The 21,457-nt window shown below is 71.9% G+C and carries 18 protein-coding genes and 1 pseudogene; 18 read left to right on the forward strand and 1 reads right to left on the reverse strand.

Going from position 1 to position 21,457, the window contains the following annotated elements:
- Positions 1-173: 173 nt before the first annotated feature.
- From ACFV4G_RS18020 to ACFV4G_RS18045, 6 genes are all read left to right on the forward strand, one after another.
- Entirely contained in the window at positions 174-1,163 is a 990-nt protein-coding gene (locus tag ACFV4G_RS18020; protein WP_380441359.1) for an ABC transporter permease, read from the forward strand.
- A gap of 54 nt (positions 1,164-1,217) precedes the next feature.
- Positions 1,218-2,978 carry an ABC transporter substrate-binding protein gene (locus ACFV4G_RS18025; protein WP_380441361.1) on the forward strand — a complete coding sequence of 587 codons (1,761 nt, stop codon included), beginning with the start codon at positions 1,218-1,220 and terminating at the stop codon, positions 2,976-2,978.
- Between the two features lie 99 nt (positions 2,979-3,077).
- Complete coding sequence (locus ACFV4G_RS18030; RefSeq protein WP_380441363.1) at positions 3,078-4,088, forward strand: ABC transporter permease; 1,011 nt, start codon at positions 3,078-3,080, stop codon at positions 4,086-4,088.
- Complete coding sequence (locus ACFV4G_RS18035) at positions 4,085-5,155, forward strand: ABC transporter ATP-binding protein (RefSeq protein ID WP_380441365.1); 1,071 nt, start codon at positions 4,085-4,087, stop codon at positions 5,153-5,155. Before ACFV4G_RS18030 ends, ACFV4G_RS18035 begins: the two co-directional genes overlap by 4 nt.
- Before the next feature lie 34 nt (positions 5,156-5,189).
- Entirely contained in the window at positions 5,190-6,254 is a 1,065-nt protein-coding gene (locus ACFV4G_RS18040) for an ABC transporter ATP-binding protein (RefSeq protein WP_380441367.1), read from the forward strand.
- Between the two features lie 109 nt (positions 6,255-6,363).
- On the forward strand, positions 6,364-7,023 hold the full coding sequence (locus ACFV4G_RS18045; RefSeq protein ID WP_380441369.1) for a trimeric intracellular cation channel family protein: 660 nt from the start codon (positions 6,364-6,366) through the stop codon (positions 7,021-7,023).
- Here ACFV4G_RS18045 and ACFV4G_RS18050 read toward each other — a convergent pair.
- A complete protein-coding gene (locus ACFV4G_RS18050; protein ID WP_380441371.1) occupies positions 6,959-7,705 on the reverse strand; it encodes an IclR family transcriptional regulator in 747 nt (248 codons plus the stop codon). The genes ACFV4G_RS18045 and ACFV4G_RS18050 overlap by 65 nt on opposite strands.
- A gap of 176 nt (positions 7,706-7,881) precedes the next feature.
- Here ACFV4G_RS18050 and ACFV4G_RS18055 point away from each other — a divergent pair, with 176 nt between their 5' ends.
- The 12 genes and pseudogenes from ACFV4G_RS18055 to ACFV4G_RS18110 all read left to right on the forward strand — a co-directional run bounded on the left by ACFV4G_RS18055 (position 7,882) and on the right by ACFV4G_RS18110 (position 21,316).
- The gene (locus tag ACFV4G_RS18055; protein ID WP_380441373.1) at positions 7,882-9,063 is read left to right on the forward strand and encodes a cysteine desulfurase family protein; all 1,182 of its coding nucleotides are present in this window, start codon (positions 7,882-7,884) and stop codon (positions 9,061-9,063) included.
- 170 nt (positions 9,064-9,233) lie between these two features.
- A complete protein-coding gene (gene mnmA, locus ACFV4G_RS18060) occupies positions 9,234-10,370 on the forward strand; it encodes a tRNA 2-thiouridine(34) synthase MnmA (RefSeq protein ID WP_380441375.1) in 1,137 nt (378 codons plus the stop codon).
- A 47-nt stretch (positions 10,371-10,417) separates the two neighbouring features.
- Entirely contained in the window at positions 10,418-10,942 is a 525-nt protein-coding gene (locus ACFV4G_RS18065) for a TIGR00730 family Rossman fold protein (RefSeq protein WP_380441377.1), read from the forward strand.
- Between the two features lie 13 nt (positions 10,943-10,955).
- The gene (locus ACFV4G_RS18070) at positions 10,956-11,645 is read left to right on the forward strand and encodes an SDR family oxidoreductase (protein WP_380441379.1); all 690 of its coding nucleotides are present in this window, start codon (positions 10,956-10,958) and stop codon (positions 11,643-11,645) included.
- Positions 11,646-11,681: 36 nt separating this feature from the next.
- On the forward strand, positions 11,682-12,692 hold the full coding sequence (locus tag ACFV4G_RS18075; RefSeq protein ID WP_380441381.1) for a methionine synthase: 1,011 nt from the start codon (positions 11,682-11,684) through the stop codon (positions 12,690-12,692).
- A 21-nt stretch (positions 12,693-12,713) separates the two neighbouring features.
- The gene (ligA, locus tag ACFV4G_RS18080) at positions 12,714-15,017 is read left to right on the forward strand and encodes an NAD-dependent DNA ligase LigA (protein WP_380441414.1); all 2,304 of its coding nucleotides are present in this window, start codon (positions 12,714-12,716) and stop codon (positions 15,015-15,017) included.
- 326 nt (positions 15,018-15,343) lie between these two features.
- A pseudogene (locus tag ACFV4G_RS18085) lies at positions 15,344-17,116 on the forward strand (putative bifunctional diguanylate cyclase/phosphodiesterase); the annotation flags it as partial.
- Positions 17,117-17,278: 162 nt separating this feature from the next.
- Entirely contained in the window at positions 17,279-17,575 is a 297-nt protein-coding gene (gatC, locus tag ACFV4G_RS18090; RefSeq protein ID WP_329927886.1) for an Asp-tRNA(Asn)/Glu-tRNA(Gln) amidotransferase subunit GatC, read from the forward strand.
- Positions 17,576-17,580: 5 nt separating this feature from the next.
- A complete protein-coding gene (gene gatA, locus ACFV4G_RS18095) occupies positions 17,581-19,074 on the forward strand; it encodes an Asp-tRNA(Asn)/Glu-tRNA(Gln) amidotransferase subunit GatA (protein WP_380441383.1) in 1,494 nt (497 codons plus the stop codon).
- A complete protein-coding gene (locus ACFV4G_RS18100) occupies positions 19,071-19,331 on the forward strand; it encodes a hypothetical protein (RefSeq protein WP_380441385.1) in 261 nt (86 codons plus the stop codon). Before gatA ends, ACFV4G_RS18100 begins: the two co-directional genes overlap by 4 nt.
- A gap of 91 nt (positions 19,332-19,422) precedes the next feature.
- Entirely contained in the window at positions 19,423-20,931 is a 1,509-nt protein-coding gene (gatB, locus tag ACFV4G_RS18105; protein ID WP_380441388.1) for an Asp-tRNA(Asn)/Glu-tRNA(Gln) amidotransferase subunit GatB, read from the forward strand.
- A gap of 226 nt (positions 20,932-21,157) precedes the next feature.
- On the forward strand, positions 21,158-21,316 hold the full coding sequence (locus tag ACFV4G_RS18110) for a hypothetical protein (RefSeq protein WP_380441391.1): 159 nt from the start codon (positions 21,158-21,160) through the stop codon (positions 21,314-21,316).
- Positions 21,317-21,457: the final 141 nt, after the last annotated feature.

Raw genomic sequence — 21,457 nt, forward strand, 5'->3', positions numbered from 1 at the left:
CTCCAGCCACGCGACGCCCATCCCGCGTGGTGGCAGTGCACCGTGCACGACGCACTGCCGCACTGCCGCGAAACCCCGCTCCTTAGCACCTCCGCACGTCCGCATAGCCGCACCGCCGAAGCCGGCGACCGGCACCCGTGGGCCGGCCACCGTCGGCGAGGGGACCTACTGACATGACCACATCCGTCACCACCGCCGGGAACGATCCGGAGGCACCCGCCCCCGCGAGCCCGGCCCAGAAGATCGAGGGCCGCTCCCTCGGCCAGATCGCCTGGACCCGTTTCAAACGGGACAAACTGGCCGTCGTCGGCGGCATCGTCGTGATCCTGCTGATCCTGCTCGCCGTGCTGGCCAAGCCGATCGAGGGACTGTTCGGCCTCGACCCGGACGCCTTCAACCAGGACCTGCTGGACGCCAACCTCGGCGGTCTGCCGCTCGGGGACTGGGGCGGCATGAGCTGGGACCACCCGCTGGGCGTCGACCCCCTCACCGGCCGCGACCTGCTCGCCCGTGTCATCGAGGGCTCCTGGGTCTCCCTGCTGGTCGCCTTCGGCGCGACGCTGCTGTCCAACACGATCGGCACCGTGCTCGGCGTCATGGCCGGCTACTACGGCGGCTGGGTGGACACGCTGATCAGCCGGATCATGGACGTCTTCCTCGCGTTCCCGCTGCTGCTCTTCGCGATCGCGATCTCGACCTCGCTGCAGGGCGGCGCGTTCGGCCTGCACGGCCTCCCGCTGCACCTCCTGGTGCTGATCTTCGTGATCGGCTTCTTCAACTGGCCCTACATGGGCCGGATCGTGCGCGGACAGACCCTCTCGCTGCGCGAGCGGGAGTTCGTGCACGCGGCCCGCAGCCTCGGCGCCCGCGGCCCGTTCATCCTGTTCAAGGAACTGCTGCCCAACCTGGTCGGTCCGATCCTGGTCTACTCGACCCTGCTGATCCCGACCAACATCCTCTTCGAGGCGGGCCTCAGCTTCCTCGGCGTCGGCATCCAGCCCCCGCAGGCCTCCTGGGGCGGCATGCTCAACGACGCGATCAAGTACTACCAGGTGGACCCCCAGTTCATGGTGGTCCCCGGTCTGGCGATCTTCCTCACCGTGCTCGCCTTCAACCTGCTCGGCGACGGGCTGCGTGACGCCCTCGATCCCAAGAGCAACTGACCCTGCGTCAGGAACCTTCACCGTTTCCACATCCTCAAGGGGTTGATCTCACCCATGCGTAGGTCCCGTACCGTCGCGCTGACCGCGGTGGCAGCTGCCGCAGTCCTCGTCGTGACCGGATGCACGTCCAGCAAGACCACAGGTGGCTCCTCCAGCAGCGCGGCCGGCGGCGGCGCCGACGCCGCCACGAAGGGGGTCGTCAACGCCTCGGACAAGAAGGGCGGGACGGTCACCTACGAGATGAAGGGCACCCCGGACTCCTTCGACCCGGGCAACACCTACTACGCCTACATCTACAACTTCTCGCGCCTGTACGGGCGTCCGCTGACCACCTTCGCCCCGGGCCCCGGCGCGCAGGGCAACAAGCTCGTCCCGGACCTCGCGGCCGGCCTCGGCCAGCCCAGCGCCGACGGCCTGACCTGGACGTACAAGCTGCGTTCCGGCCTGAAGTACGACGACGGCTCCGCGATCACCTCGAAGGACGTCAAGTACGCCGTCGAGCGCTCCAACTTCGCGCCGGACGTGAACTCCAACGGCCCGACCTACTTCCACGACCTGCTGGTCGACAACGCCACGCCTTACCAGGGTCCGTACAAGGACAAGGAAGGCGGCCTGAACTCGATCGAGACCCCGGACGACCTGACCATCGTCTTCCACCTGAAGCAGCCGTTCGCGGACTTCGACTACCTGGTCAGCGCCCCGCAGACGGTCCCGGTCCCGCAGGCCAAGGACGACGGCGCCGGCTACGTCAAGCACGTGGTCTCCTCGGGCACCTACAAGTTCGCGTCCTACGACGACGGCAAGCAGCTCTCCCTGGTGCCGAACACCAACTGGGACCCGAGCACCGACCCGATCCGCAAGCAGCTCGCGGACAAGATCGTGGTCAAGATGGGCATGGACCAGGCCACCATCGACAAGGACCTGATCGCCGGCAACGCGCAGGTCGACCTGGTGGGCCTGGGCGTCGACCCGCAGACCCAGGCGCAGATCCTGCAGAACCCGAAGCTCAAGGCCAGCAGCGACAGCTCCTACGGCGGCCGCCTGATCTACACCGCGATCAACACCAAGGTCGCGCCGTTCGACAACGTCGAGTGCCGCAAGGCCGTCCAGTACGCGATCGACAAGCTCTCGGTGCAGACCGTCGAGGGCGGCCCGATCCGCGGCGCGATCGCCAGCACCGTGCTCCCGCCGGACATCCCGGGCCACCAGGACTTCAACACCTGGGCGACCCCGGACAACAAGGGTGACGAGGGCAAGGCCAAGGACGCCCTCAAGGCCTGCGGCAAGCCGGACGGCTTCAGCACCGTGATCTCCGCCCGCACCGAGCGCGACCCCGAGATCCAGGCGGCGACCGCGATCCAGGCCGCGCTGAAGAAGGTCGGCATCAACGTCGAGATCCAGAAGTACCCGCAGGGCAAGTACTTCTCGGACAACGCCGGTTCCCCGCAGTTCACCCAGGACCACAACATCGGCCTGATGATGATGCAGTGGGGCGCCGACTGGCCGACCGGCTACGGCTTCCTGCAGCAGATCGCCGACGGCCGCGCCATCAAGGCCTCCGGCAACAGCAACCTGGCCCAGCTGAACGACCCCGCGATCAACAAGCTGCTGGACGACGCGATCGCCAACACCGACCAGGCGGCCCGCGAGAAGATCTACGGCGACATCGACAAGAAGATCATGGACCAGGCGGTCTACGTCCCGCTGATGTACGCCAAGGTCTTCCTGTACCGCCCGGACAACGCCACCAACCTGGTCTCCACGTCGGCCTTCTCGGGCCAGTACGACTACCTGAACATCGGCACCACCAAGTAAAGAGCCTGGCTCCGCATCCCTGAAGGCAGGTGAAGGCAGCGGCGCCCGCCACCGTCCGGCAGACCCCGGACGGTGGCGGGCCGCCGGAGCCGCCCAACTGTGTTTGCCTACATCATCCGCAGGACATTCGCGGCCGTCGTACTGCTGCTGGTGGTCAGCGCGGTCACCTTCGCGATCTTCTTCCTGCTCCCGCGCATCGCCGGCGAGACCGCCGACCAGCTGGCCGCCCAGTACGTCGGGAAGAACCCGTCGCCGGAGGCGATCGCGGCCGTCAAGAGTAACCTCGGGTTCGACCAGCCGCTGTACACCCAGTACTGGAACTTCCTGAAGGGCCTGGTCGGCGGCGCCGAGTACAAGTTCGGCCCGGACCCGGTCACCTGCCACGTACCGTGCTTCGGCTACTCCTTCAAGAACCACCTCGAAGTCTGGCCCGAGCTCACCAAGCGCATCCCGATCACGCTCTCGCTGGCCATCGGCGCGGCCGTGCTCTGGCTGGTCTCCGGTGTCACCACCGGCGTCATCTCCGCCCTCAAGCCGCGCTCGGTCTTCGACCGCATCGCCATGGGCATCTCGCTCGCCGGCGTCTCGCTGCCGGTCTTCTTCACCGGCGCGCTGCTGCTCACGGTCTTCAGCTACGAGTGGCCGATCCTGGACAACCTCCAGTACGTCGACTTCACCGACGACCCGATCATGTGGGCCCGCAACCTGATCCTCCCGTGGATCTCGCTGGCCTTCCTCTACTCGGCCCTCTACGCCCGGCTCACCCGCGCCGGGATGCTGGAGACGATGAGCGAGGACTACATCCGCACCGCCCGGGCCAAGGGCCTGGTCGAGCGCAAGGTCGTCACCCGGCACGGGCTGCGCGCCGCGCTCACCCCCGTCGTCACCATCTTCGGCATGGACCTCGGCCTGCTCCTCGGCGGTGCGCTCATCACCGAACAGGTCTTCTCGCTGCAGGGCGTCGGCGCCTTCGCCGTCCAGGCGATCTCCGACAACGACCTGCCGAAGATCCTCGGCGTCACCCTGCTCGCCGCCTTCTTCATCGTCGTCTGCAACCTCGTGGTCGACCTCCTGTACGCCCTCGTCGACCCCCGGGTGAGGCTCTCGTGACCGAGCTCCAGAAGACCACGGCGCCCGCCGCGCAGACCCCGGCCGGCGACCCGTTCCTCTCCGTCCGCGACCTGCGGATCCACTTCGACACCGACGACGGCCTGGTCCGCTCGGTGGACGGGGTCAGCTTCGACCTGCACAAGGGCCGCACCCTCGGCATCGTCGGCGAGTCCGGCTCCGGCAAGTCCGTCACCTCGCTCGGCATCATGGGCCTGCACCGCTCCAAGCGGGCCCGGATCAGCGGCGAGATCCGGCTGAACGGCGAGGAACTGGTCTCGGCCGGCCCGGAACGGGTGCGCCAGCTGCGCGGCCGCGAGATGGCGATGATCTTCCAGGACCCGCTGACCGCGATGCACCCCTACTACACGGTCGGGGCGCAGATCGTCGAGGCCTACCGGGTGCACCACCCGGACGCGTCCAAGCGGGCGGCCCGCGCCCGCGCGATCGAGATGCTCGACCGCGTCGGCATCCCGCAGCCCGACCGCCGCGTGGACGACTACCCGCACCAGTTCTCCGGCGGCATGCGCCAGCGCGCGATGATCGCCATGGCCCTGGTCAACGACCCCTCCCTGCTGATCGCCGACGAGCCCACCACCGCCCTGGACGTCACCGTCCAGGCGCAGATCCTGGACCTCATCCGCGACCTCCAGGAGGAGTTCGGCTCCGCCGTCATCATCATCACCCACGACCTCGGGGTGGTCGCCGAGCTCGCCGACGACATCCTCGTCATGTACGGCGGCAAGTGCATCGAGCGCGGCCCCGCCGAGACCCTCTTCGACGCGCCCGAACACCCCTACACCTGGGGCCTGCTGGGCTCCATGCCGCGCCTCGACCGGGAGCTCCAGGACCGGCTCGTCCCGGTCAAGGGCACGCCGCCCAGCCTGATCAACGTGCCCGGCGGCTGTGCCTTCCACCCGCGCTGCCCGTACGCCGGGCAGACCGGCGGGCGCTCCACGAGCGAGGTCCCGGTGCTGGCCGAGGCCGCGCCCGGGCACCACGCGGCCTGCCACCTCGCGGCCGCCGAGCGGCACCGCATCTTCGCCGAAGAGATCGCGCCCCGGCTGTGAGCCCGGCCTCGTACCACCTTTCTGGAGAGAACCGATGACGGACACTCAGGCGGCCGCGCCCCAGGCACAGTTGAACGGGGCGTCGCCGGCGCCCGCCTCCGACCGCGAGCCGCTGCTGAAGGTGACCGGTCTGACCCGGCACTTCCCGATCCGCGGCGGGCTGCTGCGACGCCAGACCGGCGCGGTGCGGGCCGTCGACGGCATCGACTTCACCGTCAACGCCGGCGAGACGCTGGGCGTCGTCGGCGAGTCCGGCTGCGGCAAGTCGACGATGGGCCGGCTGGTCACCCGGCTCGACGAGCCGACCGCCGGCACGATCGAGTTCGAGGGCACCGACATCACCCACCTGGGCGTCGGCGCGATGCGGCCGCTGCGCCGCGACATCCAGATGATCTTCCAGGACCCGTACTCCTCGCTCAACCCGCGGCACACCGTCGGCACCATCGTCGGCGCACCGTTCAAGCTCCAGAACGCGGTGCCGGAGGGCGGGCTCAAGAAGGCCGTCCAGGAACTGCTGGAGCTGTGCGGGCTCAGCCCCGAGCACTACAACCGCTACCCGCACGAGTTCTCCGGCGGCCAGCGCCAGCGCATCGGCATCGCCCGGGCGCTCGCCCTGCGGCCCAAGATGATCGTCGCCGACGAGCCGGTCTCCGCGCTCGACGTCTCGATCCAGGCGCAGGTGGTCAACCTGCTGGACGACCTCCAGCGCGAGCTCGGCCTGACCTACCTGATCATCGCGCACGACCTCTCGGTGGTCCGGCACGTCTCGGACCGGGTCGCCGTGATGTACCTCGGCAAGGTCGTCGAGATCGCCGACCGGGACTCGCTCTACCGCAACCCGATGCACCCCTACACCACCGCGCTGATGTCCGCGGTGCCGGTGCCCGACCCGCGCCGCCGCCAGCGGGCCGGCCGCGAGCGCATCCTGCTGAAGGGCGACGTCCCCTCGCCGATCAACCCGCCCAGCGGCTGCCGCTTCCGCACCCGCTGCTGGAAGGCGCAGGAGATCTGTGCCACACAGGAGCCCCCGCTGGCCGTCATGCGGACGGGGCACCAAGTGGCGTGCCACTTCCCCGAGCAGAGCGAGGGGAACGACTAGCACGGCCCGGAGAACACCCGGACGGGCACCCTCGTGGACGCGACGGCCTGACGCACCGGGCGCCGGAGGACGTCGGAGGGGGAGGTCCGCGCAGGTCATAGTTGTTCCCGTGACCTCGCAGATCTTCCCCTCCGACGTGCAGCAGTCGCTGGACCTCGTCGGCATCTTCGTCTTCGCCCTCTCCGGAGGGCTGCTCGCCGTCCGCAAGAACATGGACATCTTCGGGATCTGCGTGCTCGCCGAGGTCACCGCGCTCGGCGGCGGTGTCATGCGCGACCTCGTCATCGGGGCCACCCCGGTCGCCGCGTTCAGCAACCTCGGCTACTTCCTGACGCCGCTCGCGGCCGGTTTCGTCGTCTTCTTCCTGCACCCCGAGGTCGAGCGGATCAACCGCGCCGTCCAGACGCTCGACGCGCTCGGGCTCGGACTGTTCTGCGTCACCGGCACCGCCAAGGCCCACGACTACGGGCTCGGCGCCGTCGCGTCCGTCGCGCTCGGCATGGTCACCGCGGCCGGCGGCGGCGTCGTCCGGGACGTCCTCGCCGGGGAGATCCCCTCACTGCTGCGCTGGGACCGCGAGATCTACGCCGTGCCTGCCCTGGTCGGCGCCGCCCTGGTCGCCGTGCTGATCGGCCTCGACCGGCTCACCGGCGCCACCGGCACCGCCGCCGCGCTCACCGCCTTCGTGCTGCGGATGCTCGCCCTCAAGTACGGCTGGCGCGCCCCGCGGGCCTGGCACCGCAACGGTTCTCGCACCAGCGAGGAGTAGGCGAGCCGCCGTACGCCAGCGAGATAGCCTCCGCCGTGCACAGCAGCTCCGGCACCATCCGGGCCAGCTCGCCCGGCGGCACCTCGCTCACCGGCGCGCTCACCGCGCACGCCGCGACCGTCCGCCCGCCGCTGCCCGACACCGGCGCGGCCACGCACGTCACCGGCTCGCGGTGCTCGGCGGACTCCGCCGCCCAGCCCCGGCGGCGCACCGCCGCCAGCTCCGGCGGCAGCTCCTCCTCGCGGGCGCCGTCCTCCGGCCGCCCGGCCAGCAGCACCCGGCCGATCGCCGTCCCCGCGGCCGGCGCGCGCCGACCGATCCGCGACGGCCGCCGGGCGCCGGGCCCGGCGACCTCGTCGACGTACAGCACCTCGCCGTCCTCCAGCACGGCCAGCTGGACGGTGAGTCCGCTGCGCGCGTTCAGCGCGGCCAGGTACGGCGCGGCCACCTGGCGGACGTCGATCTCCTCCAGCGCCCGGTGCGCCAGCGACAGCAGCCGGCCGCCCAGGCGGTAGCGCCGGTCCGGCTGGCGCTGCGCGAAGCCGTGCTCCTCCAGCGTGCGCAGCAGGCGCAGCGCGGTGGACTTGTGGACGCCGATGCTGGTCGCCGCCTGTTCCAGGGTCACGGGTCCGTCGCCGAGCGAGCCGAGCAGCGTGAGGGCGCGGTCGACCGACTGCGACATGGCGTCCCCCGAGTTCCGACGAGAAGTGTCCGTCAGGCTAACCACCGGACGGCGCAGTGGGTCAAACCGGCGCCGGACGCGGCGGTCCCGGCTCGGACGGGTCTTTCGGATCAGGTCGCATTCTGGTGCGCAGGCCGGGAACGGTGCCGGGGACGGCCCTCTACAATCTGATGGTTATGCCATACCTGGACCATGCGGCGACCACGCCGATGCTGCCCGAGGCGATCGCCGCGATGACGGCGCACCTCGGTGTCGTCGGCAACGCCTCCTCCCTGCACGCGGCCGGCCGCCGGGCCCGCCGCGTCGTCGAGGAGGCCCGCGAGTCGCTCGCCGACTCGCTGGGCGCCCGGCCGAGCGAGATCGTCCTCACCGGCGGCGGTACCGAGTCCGACAACCTCGCCGTCAAAGGCCTGTACTGGGCCCGGCGGGACGCCGACCCGGCCCGCACGCGGGTGCTGTGCAGCCCGGTCGAGCACCACGCGGTGCTCGACGCGGTGCACTGGCTCTCCGAGCACGAGGGCGCCACCGTCGAGTACCTGCCGGTCGACGGGCTCGGGCGGGTCCATCCGCAGGCGCTGCGCGAGGCGATCGAACGGGACCCGGGCTCGGTCGCCCTGGTCACCGTGATGTGGGCGAACAACGAGGTCGGCACTGTCCAGCCGGTGCGGGAACTCGCGGCCGTGGCGGCCGAGTTCGGCATCCCGATGCACGCCGACGCGGTGCAGGCGCTCGGTCAGGTGGAGGTGTCCTTCGCCGACTCCGGGCTCACCGCGGTCACCGTCACCGGGCACAAGATCGGCGGCCCGTTCGGCATCGGCGCGCTGCTGCTCTCGCGCGGCGCCGCGCCCGTCCCGCTGCTGCACGGCGGCGGCCAGGAACGCGACGTCCGCTCCGGCACCCTCGACGCCCCCGCCGCGGCCGGCTTCGCGGCGGCCGCGGCCATCGCCGTCGAACGGCGGGCCGAGCACGCGGCGGCGCTCGGCGCGCTGCGGGACGACCTGATCGCCTCGGTGCTCGCCGCCGTGCCCGACGCGGTGCTCAACGGCGACCCGGCCCCCGAGGGCCGGCTGCCCGCCAACGCGCACTTCTCCTTCCCCGGCTGCGAGGGCGACGCCCTGCTCATGCTCCTCGACGCCCAGGGCATCGAGTGCTCGACCGGCTCCGCGTGCTCGGCGGGCGTCCCGCAGCCCAGCCACGTGCTGCTGGCGATGGGCGCCGACCCGCTCCTGGCGCGCGCGTCCCTGCGCTTCTCTCTCGGCCACACCTCCACCCAGGACGACGTGTTGGCCCTGGCCCAGGCGATCGCCCCCGCCGTCCAACGCGCCCGCAACGCGGGCCCGATGTCGGTCCGCCGCTAGCCGCTCCGCGGGCGCGCACTTCGGGGGTCTGAACGCCCGTCGAAGGCGCGCGCCCCGGCGCTGTCGACCTGCGGCCCCCGAGCCGGCGTCCGTCGTCGGCCCGGGCCCCGGGCGGAGGCCCGATATCGGCTCGGGGAACACCGGGGGCAGCACGTACGCTTGGGGGCATCATGACTGATTTCCCGGGTGCCCCGACCGCTCCGTCCACTGGCCGTCTGCGCGTGCTCGCGGCGATGTCCGGCGGGGTCGACTCCGCCGTCGCCGCCGCCCGTGCCGCCGAAGCGGGGCACGAGGTGACCGGCGTCCACCTGGCGCTGTCGTCGAACCCGCAGTCCTTCCGGACCGGCGCCCGCGGCTGCTGCACCATCGAGGACTCCCGGGACGCCCGCCGCGCCGCCGACGTCATCGGCATCCCCTTCTACGTGTGGGACCTCGCCGAGCGCTTCCGCGAGGACGTGATCGACGACTTTGTCGCCGAGTACGCGGCCGGCCGCACCCCCAACCCCTGCCTGCGCTGCAACGAGAAGATCAAGTTCGCCGCGCTGCTGGACAAGGCGGTCGCGCTCGGCTTCGACGCCGTCTGCACCGGCCACTACGCCCGGATCGTCGACCTGCCGGACGGCCGCCGCGAGCTGCACCGCGCGGTGGACGCCGCCAAGGACCAGTCGTACGTGCTCGGCGTGCTGGACGCCGACCAGCTGGCCCACTCGCTGTTCCCGCTCGGCGACACCACCAAGGACGTCATCCGCGAGGAGGCCGAGCGCCGGGGCCTGGCCGTCGCCAAGAAGCCGGACAGCCACGACATCTGCTTCATCGCGGACGGCGACACCCAGGGCTTCCTCGCCAAGCACCTCGGCACCGCGACCGGCGACATCCTCGACGTGGACGGCACCAAGCTCGGCGAGCACGACGGCGCGTACGGCTTCACCATCGGCCAGCGCAAGGGCCTGCGGATCGGCCGCCCGGCGCCGGACGGCAAGCCGCGGTACGTGCTCGACATCTCGCCGGTGAACAACACCGTCACGGTCGGCCCGGCCGAGGGCCTGGACGTGGTCGGGCTGACCGCGATCCGCCCGCGCTGGTGCGGGGGCGAGCCGGCCGCCGACGGGCGCTACACCGCCCAGCTGCGCGCGCACGGCGAGGAGGTGCCGGTCTCGGCGTCCGTCGTGGACGGCGGGCTCCGCGTCGACCTGGACTCGCCGGCCCGCGGCATCGCCCCCGGCCAGGCCGTGGTGCTGTACGACGGCACCCGGGTGGTCGGCTCCGCGACCATCGCGACGACCGAGCGCCCGGCCGTCCGGGCCTGAAACCCCGGTGAGCGGTCCCCGGTCCGCGTGATAGACCGGACGACACTATGAACATCACTGTCTTCTGCTCCGCGTACTCGCTCGACGACCGCTACACCGCCCCCGCCGCCGAGTTCGCCCGGCTCCTCGGCGAGGGCGGGCACACCCTGGTGTGGGGCGGCTCGAACGCCGGCCTGATGGGCCTGCTGGCCGACGGGGTGAAGGCGGCCGGCGGGAAGCTGGTCGGCGTCATGGTCGAGATGCTGAAGCACAAGGGGTACGACGGCGCCGACGAGCTCGTGATGACCCGCGACCTGGCCGAGCGGAAGGCGGAGCTCGCGGCCCGCGCGGACGCCATCGTCGTGCTGGTCGGCGGGCTGGGCACGCTGGACGAGGTCACCGAGGTGCTGGAGCTCAAGAAGCACGGGATGTTCGAGAAGCCCGTCGTCGTCCTCGACAGCGAGGGGTTCTACTCGGGCCTGCGCCTCCAGCTGGAGCGGATGGACGCCGAGGGCTTCCTGCCGCGCCCGCTCGGCGAGTTGATCTCCTTCGCGGACACGCCCGCCGAGGTGTTCGCACAGCTCAAGTCCTGAGAGGATCGGCCCCATGCCTGCACATCTGATCACCGGCGCCGGCTCCGGCATCGGCGCCGTCCTGGCCGGGCGCCTCGCCGAGCGCGGCGACGACCTCTGGCTCCTGGCCCGCGACGCCCGCCGCGCCGCCGAGCTGCGCGAGCGCTTCCCCGGCGCCCGCACCCTGGTCGGCGACCTGGGCGACCCGGCCAAGCTCGCCTGGGCCCTCGGCCACCAGGAGCTGCCGGTCGAGCTGGACTCGCTGCTGCACGTCGCGGGCGTGGTCGAGCTGGGCCCGGTCGGCGACCTGCCGGTCAAGGTGTGGAACGACACGCTCGGCGTCAACCTCGTCGCCCCGGCCGAGCTGACCCGCCTCCTGCTGCCCTCGCTGCGCCTCGCCAAGGGGCACGTCGTGTTCGTCAACTCCGGTGCGGGCCTGCGGGCCGGCGCCGAGTGGGCGGCGTACGCGGCGAGCAAGCACGGCCTCAAGGCGCTCGCCGACGCGCTGCGCGAGGAGGAGCACGCCGGCGGGGTGCGCGTCACCTCGGTGTACCCGGGCCGCACCGCCACCGCGATGCAGGTCAAGGTGCACCAGCAGGAGGGCAGGTCCTACGACGCCGGCCGCTGGATCGAGCCGGAGTCCGTCGCGAGGGCGGTCCTCGCGGCCCTGGACGCCAGCCGCGACGCGGAGATCACGGACATCACCGTCCGCCCGGGCCACTGATCCGGGGCCGGTCGGCGGCGCACTAGGCTCGGACGGGTGAGCACCCCACACCCCTTCCCCGACCTGCACGGCGCCGCCACCGGCGTCGGTTCGCTGCCCGGCACCGACGCCCGGGAGGCCGCCAGGACCTCCACCGGGGCGCTGGAGCAGCTGCCGTTCCTGCCCGAGCTGCCCGCGCGCGGGCCGGGCGCCGACATGATCGGCCGCAGCGCCGGCCTGCTGGCCGAGCTGTTCGCGCAGACCGAGCCGAGCGGCTGGCGCTTCGCCGACCGCCCCGGCCGGGACACCCGGCGGGCCCGCTCCTGGCTCGGCGAGGACCTCGACGCGCTGGAGGAGTACACCCAGGGCCACCGGGGGCCGCTCAAGGTCCAGGCCGTCGGGCCGTGGACGCTGGCCGCCTCGATCGAGCTGAAGCACGGCGAGAAGGCGCTCGCCGACCGCGGCGCCTGCCGGGACGTCGCCGAGTCGCTCGCCGAGGGCCTGCGCCGCCACCTCGCCGAGGTCCGCAGGCGGGTGCCGGGCGCGGAGGTGGTGCTCCAGCTCGACGAGCCCTCGCTGCCCGCCGTGCTGGCCGGCTCGGTGAAGACCGCGAGCGGCTTCCAGCGGCTGCGCGCGGTGGACCGCCAGGTCGCCGAGGAGGCGCTGCGCGAGCTGATCCGCGCCCTGGACGCACCGGTCGTCGTGCACTGCTGCGCGCCCGACGTGCCGATCCCGCTGCTGCGCCGGGCCGGCGTCGCCGGCGTCTCGCTGGACTTCTCGCTGCTGACCGAGCGCGCCGACGACGACCTCGGCGAGGCCGTCGAGGCGGGCACGGCGATCCTCGCGGGTGTCGTCCCCTCCACTGACCAGGAGGTGTCCGACCCGGCCGGTAGTGTCCAGGGTGTCAGGACCTTGTGGCGCAGGCTCGGGTTCGCCCCGGAGCTGCTGGGCCGTCGTGTGCTCGTGACACCGACCTGCGGGCTGGCCGGGGCCTCCCCGGCGTACGCGCGCAAGGCGCTGCTGCTCGCGGCGCGGGCGGCGCAGAGCCTGGTGGACAACCCGGAATGAGAACGTAGGAGGCTTGCGGTGGTGGCTGTCGAGGGCTGGGAGGACGTCCCGGCGGAGGTGCGCAGGCGGCACGCCGAGCTGGCGGCGGAGATCACCGACCACCGCGCCCGCTACTACGAGCAGGACGCCCCGGTCGTCTCCGACGCCGAGTTCGACGGCCTGATGCGCGCGCTGGAGGCGCTGGAGGCCGAGCACCCGGCCCTCGTCACCCCGGACTCGCCGACCCAGAAGGTCGGCGGCGCCCCGACCGAGCTGTTCGCCTCGGTCGAGCACCGCGAGCGCCTGCTCAGCCTCGACAACGCCATGGACGACGACGAGCTCGCCGCCTGGGCCGAGCGCGTCGCGGGCGAGCTGGCCGGCATCGACTACCACTACCTGTGCGAGCTCAAGGTGGACGGCCTGGCCGTCAACCTCACCTACGAGAACGGCCAGTTGGTGCAGGCCGCGACGCGCGGCGACGGCCGGGTGGGCGAGGACATCACCCCCAACGTCCGCACCATCAAGGAGATCCCGCAGCAGCTCAAGGGCGACGACGTCCCCGAGCTGGTGGAGATCCGCGGCGAGGTCTACTTCCCGACCGAGGCGTTCGACGCGCTCAACGCCTCGTTCGCGGAGGAGAACGAGCGCCGCCGCCAGGAGAACGAGGAGCGCGCCAAGGAGGGCAAGCGGCCCCGGGCGCTGATCCGGCTGTTCATGAACCCCCGCAACGCCGCCGCCGGTTCGCTGCGCCAGAAGGACCCGCTGGTCACCGCCTCGCGCCCGCTGCACATGGTGGTGCACGGCATCGGCGCCCGGGTCGGCTTCGACATCGACAACCAGTCGCACGCCTACGACCTGCTGCGCCAGTGGGGCCTGCCGACCGCCCGGCACAACGAGGTGGTCGGGACGCTCGACGAGGTGCGGGCGTTCATCAAGCGCTTCGGCGAGCAGCGGCACTCCGTCGAGCACGAGATCGACGGCGTCGTGGTCAAGGTGGACGAGATCGCCCTCCAGGGCCGCCTCGGCGCCACCTCCAAGTCCCCGCGCTGGGCGATCGCGTGGAAGTACCCGCCGGAGGAGGTCACCGGCAGGCTGGCGGAGATCCGGGTCGGCGTCGGCCGCACCGGCCGGGCCACGCCGTTCGCGGTGCTGGCCGAGCCGGTGAAGGTGGCCGGTTCGATGGTGCAGTACGCGACGCTGCACAACCAGCAGGTCGTCAAGGCCAAGGGCGTCCTGCTCGGCGACACCGTGGTGCTGCGCAAGGCCGGTGACGTCATCCCGGAGATCCTCGGGCCGGTGGAGGACCTGCGGGACGGCACCGAGCGGGAGTTCGTGATGCCCTCGCACTGCCCGGAGTGCGGCGCCGAGCTGCGTCCGATGTCCGAGGGCGACATCGACCTGCGCTGCCCCAACGCCCAGTTCTGCCCGGCCCAGATCCGGGAGCGGATCGCCTTCCTGGGCGGCCGTTCCTCGCTGGACGTCGAGGGGCTCGGCTACGTCGCGGCCACCGCGCTGACCCAGCCGCTGGAGCCGGGCGAGGCGCCGGTGAAGGACGAGGGCGACGTCTTCGGGCTGACGATGGAGCAGCTGCTGCCGATCAAGGTGCTGGTCCGCGACCAGAAGACCGGCATGCCCAAGCTGGACGACCGCACCGGCAAGGAGAAGATCGCCACCTTCTTCGCCAACCAGAAGGGCGAGCCGAAGAAGACGGCCGGCCTGCTGCTGGAGAACCTGGAGAAGGTGAAGGACCGGCCGCTCTGGCGGTTCCTCAACGGCCTGTCGATCCGGCACGTCGGTCCGGTCGCGGCCCAGGAGCTGGCACGGGAGTTCCGCGACCTCGACCGGATCTTCTCGGCCACCGAGGAGGAGCTGGCGGCCGTCGAGGGGGTCGGGCCGACGATCGCCCGGTCCGTCATCGAGTGGTACCAGGAGGAGTGGCACCGCGGGATCCTGGAGAAGTGGCGCGCGGCCGGCGTCCGCTTCGTCGAGGAGCCCGCCGACGAGGAGGAGGCGGAGCGCCCGCTGGAGGGGCTGACGGTGGTGGTGACGGGCACGCTGGCCGGGCACACCCGGGACGGCGCCAAGGAGGCGCTGACCTCGCGCGGAGCGAAGGTGACCGGTTCGGTTTCGAAGAAGACCGACTTCGTGGTCGCCGGTGACAACCCCGGGTCCAAGTACGACAAGGCCGTTCAGCTCGGCCTGGCCGTCCTGGACGACGCCGGCTTCGCCGTCCTGCTCGCCGACGGGCCCGCCGCCGCCCGCGCCCACCTGGGACTCGACACCCTGGAGGACGCTCCCGAGGACACCCCGGAGGACGCCCCCGAGGAGGCCCCCGCCGAGGGCTGACCCGAGCCGCGAGTGGCCGAATCCGTCTTGTTATCGTCCTGATGCAACGTCACCGGGTGCCGTTCAGTGAAAGCGGGCACAGTGTCCCTGAGCGACACCCGGGCACGGTGGCGCGTTTCCGGTTGTCCGAAAGTCTGCCCACCGGGTGGGCCCCGGCATACCCTGGAGCGCAACAGAGTGTCAGCAGGGGTGGGGGCACCGGCTGAGCCGGTACTCCGCGGGGTCGCTCCATGCCCGCCAGCAGTCGGTACCGGCACGGTGCCTCACCGTAAGGCGGCCTGACGGGGCGGGCCCGACGGAGGACAGGGCTTATGGATCGTACGACCGGCGGCGCGCCCACACGCCCGCCGCAGGGGGTGGCGGGTGCGGTCCTGCTGCTCGGCGTGCTGCTGGCCGGAGCCGCGCCGCTCATCCCGCTGGCCGTCCTGGTCTACCGGTACGAACCCGAGCTGTTGCCGCTGTTCGCGGTACCGCTGGCCGTCCTGGTCGCGGCGTGGCGGATCGCCCGGGACCGCGCCCGCGACCAGCTGACCGACCCGCTGACGGACCTGCCCAACCGTCAGGCCCTGCTGCTGGCCGCCCAGGAGGCGATCGCCGAGCACGAACAGGGCTACAGCGTCGGTCTCATACTGCTCGACCTCGATCGCTTCCGATCACTCAACGACACCCTCGGCCACACTGCCGGTGACCGGCTCCTCGTGCACATCGCCCGCCGGCTGCACCGCGCCCTGCGCTCCGGCGGCGCGGTCGGCACCCCCACCCGCGAGTCCATCGACGACGTCTTCGCCGGCCTGCCCCGGCACTACCGCCGCGGCCGCCCGATGGTGGCCCGGATGGGCGGCGACGAGTTCGCCGTCCTGCTGCCCGGCATCAACTACCCGGACTGCCTGGAGCGCGTCGCCAAGGCCCTGATCGCCGAACTCGCCGCCCCGATCCGGCTGGACGGGCTGCTGCTCGTCCTGGAGGCCAGCGCGGGCGTCTGCGTCTTCCCGCAGCACGCCCAGGACGCCGAGTCGCTGCTGCGCCGCGCCGACGTCGCGATGGGCCACGCCCAGCGCGGGCGCAGCGGCGTCGAGCAGTACGACGAGACGCAGGACGCCGACACCCCGTACCGGATCGGGCTCCTGGGGGACCTGCGCCGCGCGCTGGAGACCGGCGAGGTGCAGCTGCACTACCAGCCGAAGGTGGCCTTCGACGGCCGGGTGGTGGGCCTGGAGGCGCTGCTGCGCTGGGAGCGGCCGGGCCAGGGCAAGGTGTCGCCGGACGAGTTCGTCGGGCTCGCCGAGTCCAGCGGGCTGATGCCGCGGCTGACCGACTACGTGCTGGAGGCGGCGGTCGGCCAGCTCGCGTACTGGCGCGACCAGGGCCTGCAGGTGCAGGTCGCGGTGAACGTCTCGCCGCGCGACGTGCTCAACCCGGGCTTCGCGCAGCGCGTCGCGGGGCACCTGGTGCGCCACCAGGTGCCGGCCCACGCGCTCCAGCTGGAGATCACCGAGCGGCTCCTGCTGGACGACTCGCGGCGGGCCGCCGACACCCTGGCGGAGCTGCGCGGCTACGGCGTCGGGATGTCCCTGGACGACTTCGGCACCGGGCACTCCTCGCTGGTGCGGCTGCGCAGCCTGCCGGTCGGCGAGCTGAAGATCGACCGCTCCTTCGTCTCCCGGATGGTCGCCGACGACCACGACGCGGCGGTCGTCCGCTGCTCGGTGGAGCTCGCGCACTCGCTCGGGCTGACCGTGGTCGCCGAGGGCGTCGAGGACGACGAGACCTGGGAGCGGCTGCACTGCATGGGGGTGGACGCGGTGCAGGGCTGGCTGGTGTCGGCCGCGCTGCCGCCCGAACAGGCCACCGCCTGGCTGCGGGTGCACCGCACCGGCAGCCCGACCGTGGAGCGGCTGGCCGCCACGCTGCCGCCCGGCATCAAGCCGGCCGTGCAGAAGGTCCCGGGCGGCAAGCCGGCGATGCCGCCGGTCCTGCCCCCGACACTCCCGCCGGTCCTGCCGCCCGTCCTGCCCCCCGTGGTGCAGGCCGTGCAGGCCGCGCAGATGGAGATCAACGCGCCGGGGACGCAGAGTTGGGCCCGGACCAGGCCGCAGTAACCGCCGCCGCCGGTTACTCGTTGGCCGGTGGCCGGGCTGGGCCCCATAGGATGGGGTCCAAAGACCACGAGGACGGGAGCGCCGAGCCGGCTGCTCCTGCCCGGGCCCGGCACCGCTGAAGCAGCGCCGGGCCTCACCAGAACTCACCCTGAGGATCGCTGCATGCCTGGCATCACGCGCGAGGAGGTCGCCCACCTCGCCCGGCTGTCGCGTCTTGAGCTGAAGCCCGAAGAGCTGGACCACTTCGCCGAGCAGCTCGACGTGATCATCGGCGCGGTCGCCCGCGTTTCCGAGGTCGCCGGACAGGACGTCCCGCCGACCTCCCACCCGCTCCCGCTCACCAACGTCATGCGGGCGGACGAGGTGCGGCCGTCGCTCACCCCGGAGCAGGCGCTCGCGAGCGCGCCCGCCGCCGAGGAGCAGCGTTTCCGTGTGCCGCAGATCCTCGGGGAGGACTGACCGAGATGACCGACCTGATCCGCTACACCGCCGCCGAGACCGCGAGCGCCATCGCCAAGGGCGAGGTCTCCGCCGTCGAGGTCGCGCAGGCGCACCTGGACCGCATCGACGCCGTCGACAAGAAGGTCAACGCCTTCCTGCACGTCGACACCGAGGGCGCGCTGAACGCCGCCAAGGCGGTCGACGAGAAGCGCGCCAAGGGCGAGGAGCTGGGCCCGCTGGCCGGCGTCCCGCTCGCGCTGAAGGACGTCTTCACCACCAAGGGCATCCCGACCACCTGTGGTTCGAAGATGCTCGAAGGCTGGATCCCGCCGTACGACGCCACGCTGACCTCGCGCCTCAAGGACGCCGGCGTCGTCATCCTCGGCAAGACCAACATGGACGAGTTCGCGATGGGCTCCTCCACCGAGAACTCGGCGTACGGCCCGACCGGGAACCCGTGGGACCTCTCCCGCATCCCCGGCGGCTCCGGCGGCGGCTCGGCCGCGGCGCTGGCCGCCTTCGAGGCCCCGCTGGCGATCGGCACCGACACCGGCGGCTCGATCCGCCAGCCCGGCGCCGTCACCGGCACCGTCGGCGTGAAGCCGACCTACGGCTCGGTCTCCCGCTACGGCCTGGTCGCGTTCTCGTCCTCGCTGGACCAGGGCGGCCCGTGCGCCCGCACCGTGCTGGACGCGGCGCTGCTGCACGAGGCCATCGCCGGGCACGACCCGCTGGACTCCACCTCGATCGACGCGCCCGTCCCGGCCGTCGTCGCGGCCGCGAGGATGCGCGACGTGCGCGGCATGCGCATCGGCGTCGTCAAGGAGTTCGCCGGCGAGGGCTACCAGGCCGGCGTCATGCAGCGCTTCGACGAGTCGGTGGAGCTCCTGCGCGAGCTGGGCGCCGAGGTCGTCGAGGTGTCCTGCCCGTCCTTCACCCTCGCGCTGCCCGCGTACTACCTGATCGCGCCGTCGGAGTGCTCCTCCAACCTGGCCCGCTTCGACGCGATGCGCTACGGCCTGCGGGTCGGCGACGACGGCAGCCGCTCGGCCGAGGAGGTCACCGCGCTGACCCGCGAGGCCGGCTTCGGCGACGAGGTCAAGCGCCGCATCATCCTCGGCACCTACGCCCTCTCCTCGGGCTACTACGACGCCTACTACGGCTCGGCCCAGAAGGTGCGCACGCTGATCTCGCGCGACTTCGACGCCGCGTTCGCCGGGGTGGACGTCCTGGTCTCGCCGACCACGCCGACCACCGCCTTCCCGATCGGCGAGCGCGCCGACGACCCGATGGCGATGTACCTGGCCGACCTGTGCACGATTCCGTCCAACCTGGCGGGCAACGCGGCCATGTCGCTGCCGGTCGGCCTGGCCCCGGAGGACAATCTCCCGGTCGGCCTGCAGATCATCGCGCCCGCGATGGCGGACGACCGCCTGTACCGCGTGGGCGGCGCCGTCGAGGCCGCACTCAACGACAAGTGGGGGCACACCCTGCTGGAGGAGGCACCGGCACTGTGAGCAAGATCGAGAAGGCCAAGGCCCAGTCTGCTTCTTTGAAGGGCTTCAAGCATTCCAAGCCCGGTCTGTGGCTGTCCATCGGCACCAGCGCCTTCGGCGCGATCTCCGTGGTCAAGGACGTCCGCAAGGCCCGCGAGGAGAGCGACACCCTGAAGCTGGTCAACGCCCTCGTCGGCGCCGCCGCGCTGATCACCGGCACCGCCCTGCTGGTGCGCGAGCTGCGGCAGCTCGCCTCCGACGACGTGCTGCTGGGCTAGGGCCACTCTTCGGGCCGAGCGCCCCGGCCCGGCCCCGCGCGAGCGGCGGCCGGGCCCGTACCTCCCAAGTCTTTACGTGAGAAGGGACGCTGTGAGCGTCATGAACCTGGTCTCCTACGAGGACGCTCTCGCGTCGTACGACCCGGTGATGGGCCTTGAGGTCCACGTCGAGCTCGGTACCAAGACCAAGATGTTCTGCGGTTGCTCGACCGAGCTGGGCGCCGAGCCGAACAGCCAGACCTGCCCGACCTGCCTGGGCCTGCCGGGCTCGCTGCCGGTGGTCAACGCGACCGGCGTGGAGTCGGCGGTCAAGATCGGCCTGGCGCTCAACTGCGAGATCGCCGAGTGGTGCCGGTTCGCGCGGAAGAACTACTTCTACCCGGACATGCCCAAGAACTTCCAGACCTCGCAGTACGACGAGCCGATCGCCTTCAACGGCTACCTCGACGTGCAGCTGGAGGACGGTTCGACCTTCCGCGTGGAGATCGAGCGCGCCCACATGGAGGAGGACACCGGCAAGTCCAGCCACGTCGGCGGCGCGACCGGCCGCATCCACGGGGCCACCCACTCGCTGCTCGACTACAACCGGGCCGGCATCCCGCTGATCGAGATCGTCACCAAGCCGATCACCGGCGCCGGCGAGCGGGCCCCCGAGGTCGCCAAGGCGTACGTCGCCGAGCTGCGCGAGGTCATCCGCTCGCTGGGCGTCTCCGAGGCCCGGATGGACAAGGGCCAGATGCGCTGCGACGTGAACCTGTCGCTGCGCCCCAACGGCACCGAGACCTTCGGCACCCGCTCGGAGACCAAGAACGTCAACTCGCTGCGCAGCGTGGAGCGGGCCGCCCGGTTCGAGATCCAGCGCCACGCCACCGTGCTGACCGACGGCGGCACCATCGTCCAGGAGACCCGCCACTTCCACGAGGACAACGGCAGCACGACCTCGGGCCGGATCAAGGACAACGCCGAGGACTACCGCTACTTCCCCGAGCCGGACCTGGTCCCGATCGCCCCCTCGCGCGAGTGGGTCGAGGAGCTGCGCGCCGCCCTGCCCGAGCTGCCGCGGGTGCGCCGGGCCCGCCTGCAGGCCGAGTGGGGCCTGTCCGACAAGGACATGCAGTCCGTCCTCAACGCCGGTGCGGTCGGGCCGATCCAGGAGACCATCGCGGCCGGTGCCCCGGCCGACCAGGCCCGCAAGTGGTGGATGGGCGAGCTGGCCCGCCGCGCCAACGAGACCGGCACCGAGCTCAGCGAGCAGCCGATCACCCCGGCGCAGGTCGCCCGGGTCGCCGCGCTGGTCGCCGAGGGCAAGCTGAACGACAAGCTGGCCCGCCAGGTCATCGAGGCCGTGCTGGCCGGCGAGGGCGAGCCGGACGAGGTCGTCGAGAAGCGCGGCCTGGCCGTCGTCTCGGACGACTCCGCGCTCGGTGCCGCGGTCGACCAGGCCATCGCCGAGAACGAGGCCGTCGCCGCCAAGATCCGCGACGGCAAGGTCGCGGCCGTGGGCGCGCTCGTGGGCGCGGTCATGAAGGCCACCCGCGGCCAGGCGGACGCCGCCCGCGTGAAGGATCTGATCCTTGAGAAGCTCGGCGTCTCTGCCTGAGTTCCTAAGGTGTCTTAGGCATCTAAGGCCCCCTAAGTAAGGCCTAAGGCCCGGTTCCACCCCCAGATCGGGAGGGAACCGGGCCTTTGCCGTGCCCGAGTGGCCTCATCTAAGGCATCCGGGCCCCGAAACATCGGGAAGCCTGCCGATGTGGTGCCCCCCTCTGGGAGAGGAAGCTCTTAGTCAACAGGGAAGACCGAAGAACGAAACCCACAAGGGGAACACCGTGATCGAGTACGAGCTCATCCAGCAGCAGGTCCACGAGCTCCAGGTCCACGCCGAACACCAGCGCCTCGTCCGCGAGGCGAAGGAGGCCCGCCGCGGCCTGCGCCGCCCGGTCGCCGCGCGCTTCCAGCGCCGCGCCGCGCGGAAGACGGAATGCTGACGGACCGGCACCCGGCGGGTGCCGAGGAGAAGTCGGAGGGGGAGGCGCGAGTGTGCGCCGCCCCCACCCGGCGGTTGCCCGGGGCGTTATACCCCAGGCCCCCCCCCCCCCCCCATTGCAGGGGAGACACCAGGACGCAGA

This window comes from Kitasatospora sp. NPDC059747, assembly GCF_042732955.1.
GTDB lineage: Bacteria > Actinomycetota > Actinomycetes > Streptomycetales > Streptomycetaceae > Kitasatospora.